Source organism: Hydrogenophaga sp., from assembly GCF_041913525.1.
Lineage (GTDB): Bacteria > Pseudomonadota > Gammaproteobacteria > Burkholderiales > Burkholderiaceae_C > Hydrogenophaga.
This window is the reverse complement of sequence record NZ_JAYSFD010000028.1, coordinates 1-12929: the sequence shown is the minus strand read 5'-3', so window position 1 is coordinate 12929 and position 12929 is coordinate 1. Positions and strand designations below refer to the sequence as shown.

Below are 12929 nucleotides of genomic sequence, written 5' to 3'. Positions count from 1 at the left end.
TCATCGACGATGAACTCAAGCGCTTCCGCCTGGACCTGAACGACCAGCTGCGCATCGTCGAGGCCGACGCCTTCGACCGTATCGAGAAGCTGCTGATCGGCCGTGTGGCCAATGGTGGTCCGCAGAAGCTGGCCAAGGGCACCAAGCTCGACAAGGCCTACCTCGACGGCGTGGACAAGTTCCATTGGTTCGACATCCGCCCCGCCGAAGACGAAGTCGCCGCGCAACTGGAGTCGATCAAGAACTCGCTGGAGCAGACCCGCCACAGCTTCGACCTGGCCTTTGAAGAAAAACGCAAGAAGCTGACGCAAGGCGACGAGCTGCCCGCAGGCGTGCTGAAGATGGTCAAGGTGTACCTGGCCGTCAAGCGCCGCCTGCAGCCTGGCGACAAGATGGCCGGCCGCCACGGCAACAAGGGCGTGGTCTCCAAGATCGTGCCCGTGGAAGACATGCCTTACATGGCCGACGGCACGCCCGCCGACATCGTGCTCAACCCGCTGGGCGTGCCCTCGCGCATGAACGTGGGTCAGGTGCTGGAAGTTCACCTGGGCTGGGCCGCCAAGGGCCTGGGCCAGCGCATTGGCGATCTGCTGCAGCAGGAAGCCAAGGCCGCCGAGATCCGTCAGTTCCTGGAGTCGGTCTACAACCACGCCGGCAAGAAGGAAGACTTCTCCGACCTGAGCGACACCGAGATCGTGGAAATGGCGCGCAACCTGCAAGGTGGTCTGCCCTTCGCCACGCCGGTGTTCGATGGCGCCTCGGAAGACGAGATCCGCGCCATGCTCAAGCTGGCCTACCCGGACGACATCGCCGCTCGCAAGGGCCTGACGGCCACCCGCACCCAGGCGCAGCTGTACGACGGCCGCACCGGTGATGCCTTCGAGCGCGTGACCACCGTTGGCTACATGCACTTCCTGAAGCTGCACCACCTGGTCGACGACAAGATGCACGCCCGCTCCACCGGCCCGTACTCGCTGGTCACGCAACAGCCGCTGGGTGGTAAGGCCCAGTTCGGTGGTCAGCGTTTCGGTGAGATGGAAGTGTGGGCGCTGGAGGCCTATGGCGCTTCCTACATCCTGCAGGAAATGCTCACCGTCAAGTCCGACGACGTGCAGGGCCGCACCAAGGTGTACGAGTCCATCGTCAAGGGCGAGCACACGATCGACGCGGGCATGCCCGAGTCGTTCAACGTGCTGGTCAAGGAAATTCGCTCGCTCGGTATCGACATCGAGCTGGAGCGTTCCTGATTCACCGAACCTGAGGAAAGCCAACCATGAAATCTTTGCTCGACCTGTTCAAGCAGTTCACGCCCGACGAGCACTTCGATGCCATTCGCATCGGCCTGGCCTCGCCGGAGAAAATCCGCTCGTGGTCCTTCGGTGAGGTGAAGAAGCCCGAGACCATCAACTACCGCACCTTCAAGCCCGAGCGCGACGGCCTGTTCTGCGCCAAGATCTTTGGCCCGATCAAGGACTACGAGTGCCTGTGCGGCAAGTACAAGCGCCTGAAGCACCGCGGCGTGATCTGCGAGAAGTGCGGCGTTGAAGTCACCCAGACCAAGGTGCGCCGCGAGCGCATGGGCCACATCGACCTGGCCGCGCCTTGCGCCCACATCTGGTTCCTGAAGTCGCTGCCGTCGCGTCTGGGCCTGATCCTGGACATGACGCTGCGCGACATCGAGCGCGTGCTGTACTTCGAAGCCTATGTGATCGTCGATCCGGGCATGACCCCGCTGAAGAAATTCGCGATCATGTCCGAGGACGACTACGACGCCAAGCGCAAGGAATATGGCGACGAGTTCATCGCCAAGATGGGCGCTGAGGGCATCAAGGAGCTGCTGCAAGCCATCGACCTCGACATCGAGATCGAGAAGCTGCGCAACGACCTGACCGGCTCGGAGCTCAAGATCAAGAAGAACGCCAAGCGCCTGAAGGTGCTGGAGGCCTTCAAGAAGTCGGGCATCAAGCCCGAGTGGATGGTGCTGGACGTGCTGCCCGTGCTGCCGCCGGACCTGCGTCCGCTCGTTCCCCTGGACGGCGGCCGCTTCGCCACCTCCGACCTGAACGACCTGTACCGCCGCGTCATCAACCGCAACAGTCGCCTCAAGCGCCTGCTGGAGCTGAAGGCGCCCGAGATCATTGCGCGCAACGAAAAGCGCATGCTGCAGGAAGCCGTTGACAGCCTGCTGGACAACGGCCGCCGTGGCAAGGCCATGACGGGCGCCAACAAGCGCGCCCTGAAGTCGCTGGCCGACATGATCAAGGGCAAGAGCGGCCGCTTCCGTCAGAACCTGCTGGGCAAGCGCGTCGACTACTCGGGCCGTTCGGTGATTACCGTGGGCCCGACCCTGAAGCTGCACCAGTGCGGCCTGCCCAAGCTGATGGCCCTGGAGCTGTTCAAGCCCTTCATCTTCTCGCGCCTGGAAGCCATGGGCATCGCCACCACCATCAAGGCGGCGAAGAAGGAAGTGGAAGCCGGCACCCCCGTGGTGTGGGACATTCTGGAAGAGGTCATCAAGGAGCACCCGGTTCTGCTGAACCGCGCGCCCACGCTGCACCGCCTTGGCATCCAGGCCTTCGAGCCGATCCTGATCGAAGGCAAGGCCATCCAGCTGCACCCCCTCGTCTGCGCGGCCTTCAACGCCGACTTCGACGGTGACCAGATGGCCGTGCACGTGCCGCTGTCGGTGGAAGCCCAGCTGGAAGCCCGCACGCTGATGCTGGCCTCCAACAACGTGCTGTTCCCCGCCAACGGCGAGCCCTCCATCGTGCCGTCGCAAGACGTGGTGCTGGGCCTGTACTACGCCACCCGCGAGCGCATCAACGGCAAGGGCGAAGGCATGATCTTTGCCGACCTGGCCGAGCTGCAGCGCGCGCTGGACAACGGCGCCGTGGAGATCACCGCCAAGATCAGCGTGCGCCTGACCCAGTGGAACAAGGACAAGACCACCGGCGAGTTCGTGCCCTACCAGAAGCTGGTGGACACCACCGTGGGCCGTGCGCTGCTGTCGGAGATCCTGCCCAAGGGTCTGCCTTTCGAGGTCATCAACAAGGCGCTGAAGAAGAAGGAAATCTCCAAGCTGATCAACGCCAGCTTCCGCAAGTGCGGCCTGAAGGAAACCGTTGTGTTTGCCGACAAGCTGCTGCAGAACGGCTTCCGTCTGGCCACGCGCGCCGGTATCTCGATTGCCGTGGACGACATGCTGGTGCCGCCGCAAAAGGCCGAGGTGATTGCCCGTGCCGAAGCCGAGGTGAAGGAAATCGCCCAGCAGTACTCGTCCGGTCTGGTGACCGCTGGCGAGCGTTACAACAAGGTGGTGGACATCTGGGGCAAGGCCGGTGACGAGATTTCCAAGGTCATGATGGCCCAGCTGGCCAAGCAGAAGACCGTGGACCGCAGCGGCAAGGAAGTGGACCAGGAGTCGTTCAACTCCATCTACATGATGGCCGATTCGGGTGCTCGCGGTTCTGCCGCCCAGATCCGTCAGCTCGCCGGCATGCGCGGCCTGATGGCCAAGCCTGACGGCTCCATCATCGAGACCCCCATCACGGCGAACTTCCGTGAAGGTCTGAACGTGTTGCAGTACTTCATCTCCACCCACGGTGCCCGTAAGGGCCTGGCGGACACGGCGCTGAAGACCGCGAACTCGGGCTACCTGACCCGCCGTCTGGTGGACGTGACGCAAGACCTGGTGGTCAACCAGCAGGATTGCGGCACCAGCAACGGCACGCTGATGCGCGCCATCGTCGAGGGCGGTGAGGTGATCGAGTCGCTGCGCGACCGTATCCTGGGCCGCTCGACCGCCGAGGAAGTGCTGCACCCCGAGACCCGCCAAGTGCTCATCCCCGCAGGCACCCTGCTCGACGAGGACATGCTCGACGAGATCGAAGCCGCCGGCGTGGACGAGGTCAAGGTGCGCACCGCGCTGACCTGCGAAACCCGCTACGGCATCTGCGCCAAGTGCTATGGCCGTGACCTGGGCCGTGGTGGCCTGGTGAACATCGGTGAAGCCGTGGGCGTGATTGCCGCCCAGTCGATTGGCGAGCCGGGCACCCAGCTGACCATGCGCACGTTCCACATCGGTGGTGCGGCCTCGCGTGCGGCTGTGGCCTCTAGCGTGGAAGCCAAGTCCAGCGGCCTGATCGCCTTCAACGCGACCATGCGCTACGTCACCAACACCAAGGGTGAACTGGTGGTGATCGCGCGCTCGGGCGAGATCATCATCCAGGACGAGCACGGCCGTGAGCGCGAGCGTCACAAGGTGCCTTATGGCGCCATCCTGACGATCAAGCCCGACCAGCAGATCAAGGCCGGCACCATCCTGGCCAACTGGGACCCGCTGACCCGACCCATCATCACGGAATTCGCCGGCTCGGTGAAATTCGAGAACGTGGAAGAGGGCCTGACGGTGGCCAAGCAGGTGGACGACGTGACCGGTCTGTCGACCCTGGTCGTGATCGACCCGAAGCGCCGTGGTGCCACCAAGGTGGTGCGTCCGCAGGTGAAGCTGATCGATGCACAGGGCCACGAGGTGAAGATCCCCGGCACCGACCACGCCGTGACGATCGGCTTCCAGGTCGGCGCCCTGATCCAGGTGCGCGATGGCCAGGAAGTGGGCCCCGGCGAAGTGCTGGCCCGTATCCCGGTGGAAGGCCAGAAGACCCGCGACATCACGGGTGGTCTGCCGCGCGTGGCCGAGCTGTTCGAAGCCCGTTCGCCGAAGGACGCTGGCATCCTGGCCGAAATGACCGGTACCGTGTCGTTCGGCAAGGAGACCAAGGGCAAGATTCGCCTGCAGATCACCGATCCGGAAGGCAAGGTCTGGGAAGAGCTCATCCCCAAGGAAAAGAACATCCTGGTGCACGAAGGCCAGGTGGTCAACCGCGGCGAGAGCATCGTGGACGGCCCGGCCGATCCGCAGGACATCTTGCGCCTGCTGGGCATGGAAGAGCTGGCCCGCTACATCGTCGATGAGGTGCAGGACGTCTACCGCTTGCAGGGTGTGAAGATCAACGACAAGCACATCGAGGTGATCGTTCGCCAGATGCTGCGTCGCGTGATCGTCGACAGCGTGGGCGATTCGTCCTACATCGCTGGCGAGCAGGTCGAGCGCTCCGAGATCCTCAACACCAACGACGCCCTGCGCGCCGAAGGCAAGATCCCTGCCACCTACAGCAACGTGCTGCTGGGCATCACCAAGGCCTCGCTGTCCACCGACTCGTTCATTTCCGCGGCTTCCTTCCAGGAAACCACCCGCGTGCTCACCGAGGCTGCCATCATGGGCAAGCGCGACGAGCTGCGTGGCCTGAAGGAAAACGTGATCGTGGGTCGCCTGATCCCGGCGGGTACCGGCATGGCTTACCACGAGGCACGCAAGGCCAAGGAAAAGATGGACGACGAAGAGCGCCGCGCCATCGCCGAAGCCGACGCACTGTCGCTGGCGGCCGACCAGGCCGAGGCCGCTGACGCCGCGGGCGACGCCGCCGAGTAATCGGAGCGTTCAACCCGAACCAAGCCCCGGCCCGTTGGCCGGGGTTTTTTTTGCCCATGCCGTTCGCCTTTCGTGGCCAGGGGCCTGGGCTATAGTCGCCGCGCAGAAGCACCAACACGGCGCGCGCCAAGGAGTTTGAACATGTCTGTCACGCAATGGGTGTTGCTGGGCCTTGCCCTGGTGTCGGTTTTCTGGGCCGTGGGCGCCTACAACCGCTTGGTGCGCCTGAAGAACGCCATCGCCAACGCCTTTGGCCAGATCGACGTGCAGCTCAAGCGCCGCTATGACCTGATCCCCAACCTGGTGGAGGTGGCACGGCGGTATCTTGAGCACGAATCCAAGACCCTGGAGGCCGTGATCGCAGCCCGCCATCAAGCGCGCAGCGCCGAGCAAGTGGCGGCCACCAGCCCGCTCAACGCCACAGCGTTGGGCCAACTGGCGGGTGCGGAGGCGGTGCTGGGCGGCGCCCTGGGGCGCCTGATGGCCGTGGTGGAAAACTACCCCGAACTCAAGGCCGATGAAACCCTGCGCGAACTCAGCGAAGAGTTGGCCAGCACCGAAAACCGCGTGGGCTTTGCCCGCCAGGCCTACAACGACCACGTGCTGGCGTTCAACGACGCCGCGGCCCAATTCCCGACGCTCATCATTGCCCGCCTGTTCGGTTTCGTGCCCCAGCCCATGCTGGCCGCCACCACCAGCGAGGCCGAGCGCCAGCCAGTGGCCGTGAAGCTCTGAGCGCTGGTCCATGCGCTTTGCCGAGCACCAGCAGGAGGCCCGCCGCCAGACGGCGTGGCACTTGTGCGCCTTCGTGCTCACCGTGGTCCTGATGGTGCTGGCCATCAACGTCGCTTTGGCGGCCGCCTGGGGACTGATCTGGGGATTTTGGATGCCTGGCCCCATGGCCTTTCCCCGTCTGTTCTTCGAGGTGAACACGGGCGTTGCCCTTGGCTTCGTGCTCGGCGGCTGGTGGCTGGAAACCTCGCGATTGAAGCGCGATGGCGGCGTGCGCCTGGCGCAGCGCCTGGGCGCACGGGCGGCCCACCGCAGCGGATCGCACACCGAGCACAGGTTCTGCAACATCGTCGAGGAAATGGCGCTGGCCGCGGGCCTCGCCAGGCCAGCCCCCATGGTGCTGGCTCGCGATGCCTCCATCAACGCCTTCGCTGCCGGCTGGGACGGCAGCGATGCCGCCCTGGTCGTCACGCAGGGGGCGCTGGAGCAGCTTACCCGCGACGAACTGCAAGGTCTTGTGGCCCACGAGCTGAGCCACATTGGCGAGGGCGACACCCGCCTGAACCTGCGGCTGGTGGGTATGGTGTTCGGCCTGGAAATGGTCTACCGCATGGGCGATTCGATGACCGAGCCCGATGCCACCGGTCGCCCCACGGCGCTGGCCTTGCTGGGCTGGGTACTCAAGTTGGTGGGCTGGCTCGGCTGGATCGCCGGCCACGCTTTGCAGGCCGCGGTGTCGCGCCAGCGCGAGTTTCTGGCCGATGCCCGCGCGGTGCAATGGACGCGCAGCCGCGACAGCTTGGGCGGCGTGTTGCGCAAGGTGCTGGCCCAGCGCCAGGCCGGCGTGGCCGGACAACACCAGCCCGCCGCGGTGCAACACCTGCTGCTGGTGGGCAGTGAAGGCGGCCACGCCGCCCGCTGGCTGAACGCCCACCCACCGCTGAGCGAGCGCATCTACCGCCTCTACGGACGCCGGATGGGACCATTGCCCCTGAGCACCCCATCCCTCGATTGGCCATCCGAGGCCCCCGCTGCGGTGAGCGCCCCGGATTGGACCCTCAGCTAACCCGAGTCAACTTTGAACGCACCTTCCCGCCCTAGCGCCCCGGCCTTGGCCGACCAATTGCTGCACACGGCCCGTTGCGTGGCCGCGGTGGCGAGCGGCCAGTCGCTGTCCGACGCCCTGCCTGCCGTCCCCGATGCCCTGCGTCCTGGCGTGCAGGCCCTTACCTTTCATGCCTTGCGCCACTTCGGCCTGGCCCGAGCTGTGGCCGCCAGGTTGGTGCAGCGAAGCCCGGAACCCCTGGTGCATGCGTTGTTGTGTACCGCCATCGCGCTGCTCAGCACGGACGATGGGCCTCGGTACGCCGAGCACACTTTGGTGGACCAGGCAGTGGCCGCCCTGCGTCGGCAGCGCCGAACCGAACGCCAGGCCGGATTCCTGAATGCCTGTTTGCGCCGCTTCCTGCGCGAGCGGGATACTTTGCTGGCCGCCGTGCGCGACGACCCAGTGGCCCGGTTCAACCACCCGCTGTGGTGGATCGAGCGCCTGCGCCGCGACTACCCCCAACACTGGCAAGCCATCGTGGCCGCGGATAACGAGCCCGGTCCGATGACCTTGCGTGTCAACCGTCGCCAGGTCAGCCGCGACACTTACCTGCAATCGTTGGCCGACCGTGGCATTGCCGCGCAGCCCGTGGGCGACGATGGCGTGGTGCTGGGCCGGGCGTTGCCAGTGGAGCAACTGCCGGGCTTCGCCCAAGGCCAGGTCTCCGTACAAGACGCGGCTGCGCAACTGGCGGCCCCCCTGTTGCTGGCGGGTCGCACCTGGGCACCTGACGACCGCGTGCTGGACGCTTGCGCTGCCCCCGGCGGCAAGACCGCGCACCTGCTGGAGCAGGCCGATGCGCAGGTGGTCGCGCTGGACGTGGACGCGCAGCGCGCCCATCGCATCACCGACACCCTGCAACGCCTGGGTTTGCAGGCCAAGGTGCTGGTGGCCGATGCCGCGCACCCCGATGCCTGGTGGGACGGCAAGCCCTTTGACGCCATCCTGCTCGACGCGCCGTGCAGCGCGGCGGGCATCGTGCGGCGCCACCCCGATGTGCGATGGCTGCGCCGCGCCAGCGACATTGCTGCACTGGTGTCCATTCAGAAAGCCTTGCTGGAGGCGCTGTGGCCCTTGCTGAAACCGGGCGGGCGCTTGGTCTACGCCACCTGCTCCGTGTTCAAGGCTGAGGGCGAGGACCAGGTCCAGGCGTTTCTCTCGCGCCACACCGATGCCCGCTGGCAGCCCGGCCCAGGCCACTTGCTGCCCGGGCGGGCGTCCGCTGAAGGGGACTTCAACGACAATGCGCCGGGTGGACACGACGGCTTCTATTACGCCCGCATCGACAAGGCGCCCCTGTGAGCGCCTGCGCTTGCTGATGGCCTGTCGGCGCTGGCTGTGGGCCTGGCTGTGCGGGTGCTTCCTCGCCCTGCCCGCAGTCGCGCAGGCACCTCAAGCGCAGCAGGTGAGCGTGCAGCGCGGTGCCGACGGGGTGTTCCTGTCGGTGCGCCTCACCCTCACACCGGCCGATGTGGTCGAAGACGCGCTGACCAAGGGCGTCCCCTTGTATTTCGTGTGGCAGGCAGAAGTGATGCGTTTGCGCTGGTATTGGTACGACAAGCGCGTGGCCAGCGCCACCCGCGTGTTGCGCCTGGCCTTCCAGCCCTTGACGCGCCGATGGCGCATGAGCGTGTCCAACGAGGTGGGGGCCAACCCCAGTGCGTCGGGCCTGCAGTACGCCTTGCACCAGAGCTTCGACAGTTTGGACGATGCCCTGGCGGCCGTCGGGCGAGTGGTGCGCTGGAAGATTGCCGACGCGGGCCAACTTGACCCGAGTGCTGAGCACCGCATCGAGGCCAGTTTCCAACTTGATCTGTCCCTCTTGCCGCGGCCGTTCCAGTTCGGCATGGCCAATCAGCCCGATTGGAGCGTGGAGTGGCGCCAGCGCTTGCCCTTGCCCGCGCCGGAAACCGACGCCACCGCCGAGGCCCTCAGCAAGCCGTGAGCATGGACGACGCCCCATCTCGTCGCGTGGCACCCCGCCGTTGGGCCATCGGCACGGCCCTGGTGGTCATGAGCGGTCTGGGCATGGTGCTGCTGTTTCTGCTGACGGTGGCCACCAAGAACCGCAACCTCTACGAGCAGAACTTCACCTGGCTGGTGGCCATCAACGCCACGGTGGCGGCCTTCTTGCTGGCGGTCATCGCCTGGCTCGCGGTTCGCCTGGCCGTGCGCTTTCGCCGCGGCAAGTTCGGCAGCCGCCTGCTGGTCAAGCTCGCCGGCATCATTGGCCTGGTGGGCGTGCTGCCCGGGCTGCTGATCTACACCGTGTCGTACCAGTTCGTCTCCCGCTCAATCGAGAGCTGGTTTGATGTGCGCGTGGAAAACGCTCTCACGGCGGGCTTGAACCTGGGGCGCACCACCCTGGACACCCTCACGGCCGATCTGGCCAACAAGACGCGGCTCGCCGCTGACGGCCTGGCACGTCAGCCCAACACGGCCGCGGCACTGGCGCTGGATGGCCTGCGCGAGCAACTCGGCGCCTCTGACATCGTGCTGTGGGGCGCCAACGGCCAGGCCATCGGCAGTTCGGGTCTATCGCGCTTTGACATCAACCCCGAGCGCCCGAGTGCGGCCTTGCTGCGCAGCGTGAGGGCCACCCGTGTGCTGGCCCAGATCGAGGGCCTGGAGGAGGGCGCCGACGGCGAGCTGGAGGCCATGCTGGCGTCCAATCAGGCGCGCATTCGCGTGCTGGCGTTGGTCAGCCCGCCCAGCTACGGGTTCGGCGTGGAGCCGCGTTACCTGCAAGTCATCGCCCCACTGCCTGCTGCCTTGGTGGTGGACGCCCTGGCGGTGCAGGTGGCCAACCGCGAATACCAAGAGCGGGCGCTTGGGCGCGAAGGGCTGCGCCGCATGTACATCGGCACGCTCACGCTGGCGCTCTTCCTGGCGGTGTTCGGCGCCGTGCTGTTGGCGGTCTTGCTGGGCAACCAGCTCATCCGGCCGCTCTTGGTGCTGGCCGAGGGCATGCGAGAGGTGGCCGCTGGCAACCTTGCGCCCAAGCAGGCGCTGACCTCCAAAGACGAGATCGCCGGTCTCACCCGCACCTTTGCCCACATGACGCAAGACCTCGCCGATGCGCGTGAGGCCGTGCAGCGCAGCATGTTGCAGGTGGACGCGGCGCGCGAAAACCTGCAGACCATTCTGGACAACCTCACCGCCGGCGTCGTGGTGTTGGACGAAGACGGGAAACTGCGCAGCGCCAACCCGGGAGCGGCGCGCGTCCTGCACACCCCACTGGGCGTGCACCTGCACAAGCCCTTGGCCGAGGTGCCCGGTTTGGAAGCGTTTGGGCAGGGCGTGGCGCAGCAGTTCGAGCGCTTCCTGGCTGAGCAGACGCCCCATGAAGGCGGCCACTGGCAGCAGTCCTTCGAGCTGGGCTCGGGTGGCGACACCCCCTTTGAGCGGGGCATTACCCTGATCGCACGGGGCGCCCTCTTGCCCAACAACGAGCGCCTGCTGGTGTTCGATGACGTGTCAGAGATGGTGTCGGCGCAGCGGGCCAAGGCATGGGGCGAGGTGGCACGGCGCCTGGCCCACGAAATCAAGAACCCGCTGACACCCATTCAGTTGTCGGCCGAGCGCCTGGCCATGAAGCTCGATGGCAAGGTGGCGGCGCCCGAGCAGGCCATCCTCGACAAATCGGTGCGCACCATCGTGGACCAGGTGGACGCGATGAAACGCCTGGTGAACGAGTTCCGCGACTACGCCCGTCTGCCCGCCGCCCACCTGGAGCCGCTGGACCTCAATGCCCTGTTGCGCGACATCCTGGGTCTGTACGAAAACGCGGCGGTGCCGGTGCGCCTGGAGCTGGCCGACGACGTGCCGCCAGTGCTGGCCGACCCGCAACAGGTGCGCCAGATCGTGCACAACCTGGTGCAGAACGCACAGGACGCCATGGCAGGCCAGCCGCAGGCCGAGGTGATTTTGCGCACCCGCCGCTCCGACAGCGGTCAGTGGGTGCGCCTGGCGGTGCTCGACCATGGCCCGGGTTTTGCAGAACACATTCTCAAGCGCGCCTTCGAGCCCTACGTGACCACCAAGTCCAAGGGCACTGGCCTGGGCCTGGCGGTCGTGAAGAAGATCATGGACGAGCACCGAGGCCGGGTTGACCTGGCCAATCGGGTGTTGGACGGAGCGGTGATTGGCGCTCAAGTCTCGTTATCATTCGAAGTTGCAAATTGGCAACAGAGTCAGAAAATTACGGGGTGACATGGCAACGATCCTGGTCGTAGACGATGAATTGGGGATCCGTGACTTGCTCTCGGAAATCCTCAACGACGAGGGGCACACGGTCGAGCTGGCCGAAAATGCTGCCCAGGCCCGAAACCTGCGTGCGCAGATGCGCCCAGACCTCGTGCTGCTGGACATCTGGATGCCCGACACCGACGGCGTGACACTGCTCAAGGAGTGGGCCACTGCTGGCCAGCTGACCATGCCCGTGATCATGATGAGCGGGCACGCCACCATCGACACCGCCGTGGAGGCCACGCGCATCGGCGCCACTGCCTTCCTGGAAAAGCCCATCACGCTGCAGAAGCTGCTCAAAGCGGTCGATCAGGGGCTGTACAAGGTAGCGCCCAAAGTGCCTGCTGCCGGCATGCCGCCCCTTCGCGGCAACGGGCCGGTGGAGTTCACCGTTGAGCAGGCCATGACCGCATCGGTCTCGGTCGCCGCGAGCCAGGTCGCGGTGCCCACCGGCCCGCTGCCTCAACAAACCTTCAACCTCGACGGCCCGCTGCGCGATGCACGTGACGAGTTTGAGCGCGCCTACTTCGAGTACCACTTGGCCAAGGAGTCCGGCTCCATGACCCGTGTGGCCGAGAAGACCGGCCTGGAGCGCACTCACCTCTACCGCAAGCTCAAACAACTCGGTGTTGACCTGGCCCGCAGCAAGCGCGGTGCTTTCTGATCGCGAAGGCCAAAATCCCTGCTATAATTGCGTTTTTCGCACGGCCCGGTAGCTCAGTTGGTAGAGCAGCGGATTGAAAATCCGCGTGTCGGTGGTTCGATTCCGCCCCAGGCCACCAAAATTTCCAAAAGCCCATCCTAGCGATGGGCTTTTGCTTAGACCGAATATTCCCTGATAGCTCAGTCGGTAGAGCGACGGACTGTTAATCCGCAGGTCCCTGGTTCGAGTCCAGGTCGGGGAGCCAAACAAAAGGCCTTGGCGCATCCAAGGCCTTTTTGTTAACGGTTCGGTGTGAGTGCTGGCGTCGTTGAGCCTGATCGATGGATCGGCTTCGCGGCGGGGGCGAAAAAACTGGTTATAATGCCGAGATTCGTTCTTCACCAAAAAGAGCGAAAGACTTGAGTAAAAGCAGTGGCTTCGGCCAGTGAGAGAAGCTCAAGCAAGATCAAAGAATTTGCGAAAGCAAATTCAGCACAGATCAACAACGGTGGTGTTCCACCAGGCCAACCAAGCCGTTGATCTGCACGCGGATACGCCGCGGGAATAGCTCAGTTGGTAGAGCGCAACCTTGCCAAGGTTGAGGTCGCGAGTTCGAGCCTCGTTTCCCGCTCCATCGTTTCTCGATGGCCCGTGCCCATGTGGCTCAGTGGTAGAGCACTCCCTTGGTAAGGGAGAGGTCGCGGGTC

The 12929-nt window shown here is 65.2% G+C and carries 7 protein-coding genes, 3 tRNA genes and 1 pseudogene; all 11 read left to right on the top strand.

The window, feature by feature from the left end; genetic code table 11:
- Positions 1-1247, top strand: a pseudogene (gene rpoB / locus ACE3RQ_RS18665) (DNA-directed RNA polymerase subunit beta); the annotation flags it as partial.
- 26 nt (positions 1248-1273) lie between these two features.
- Positions 1274-5491 (top strand): DNA-directed RNA polymerase subunit beta', encoded by a 4218-nt coding sequence (rpoC, locus tag ACE3RQ_RS18660; protein WP_374523593.1) that lies wholly within the window; start codon positions 1274-1276, stop codon positions 5489-5491.
- A gap of 141 nt (positions 5492-5632) precedes the next feature.
- Positions 5633-6226, top strand: coding sequence for a LemA family protein (locus tag ACE3RQ_RS18655; protein ID WP_374523592.1), 594 nt, complete (start codon positions 5633-5635; stop codon positions 6224-6226).
- 10 nt (positions 6227-6236) lie between these two features.
- Complete coding sequence (locus ACE3RQ_RS18650; RefSeq protein ID WP_374523590.1) at positions 6237-7289, top strand: M48 family metalloprotease; 1053 nt, start codon at positions 6237-6239, stop codon at positions 7287-7289.
- Between the two features lie 12 nt (positions 7290-7301).
- Complete coding sequence (gene rsmB, locus ACE3RQ_RS18645; protein WP_374523589.1) at positions 7302-8633, top strand: 16S rRNA (cytosine(967)-C(5))-methyltransferase RsmB; 1332 nt, start codon at positions 7302-7304, stop codon at positions 8631-8633.
- 16 nt (positions 8634-8649) lie between these two features.
- On the top strand, positions 8650-9276 hold the full coding sequence (locus ACE3RQ_RS18640) for a DUF4390 domain-containing protein (RefSeq protein WP_374523594.1): 627 nt from the start codon (positions 8650-8652) through the stop codon (positions 9274-9276).
- 2 nt (positions 9277-9278) lie between these two features.
- Positions 9279-11543 (top strand): ATP-binding protein, encoded by a 2265-nt coding sequence (locus ACE3RQ_RS18635; protein WP_374523588.1) that lies wholly within the window; start codon positions 9279-9281, stop codon positions 11541-11543.
- A gap of 1 nt (position 11544) precedes the next feature.
- Positions 11545-12243, top strand: coding sequence for a response regulator (locus ACE3RQ_RS18630; protein ID WP_374523587.1), 699 nt, complete (start codon positions 11545-11547; stop codon positions 12241-12243).
- 42 nt (positions 12244-12285) lie between these two features.
- Positions 12286-12361, top strand: a tRNA-Phe gene (locus ACE3RQ_RS18625).
- Between the two features lie 50 nt (positions 12362-12411).
- Positions 12412-12487 (top strand) — tRNA-Asn (locus ACE3RQ_RS18620).
- A 293-nt stretch (positions 12488-12780) separates the two neighbouring features.
- Positions 12781-12856: transfer RNA gene (locus ACE3RQ_RS18615), tRNA-Gly, on the top strand.
- The last annotated feature ends 73 nt before the right edge of the window (positions 12857-12929 follow it).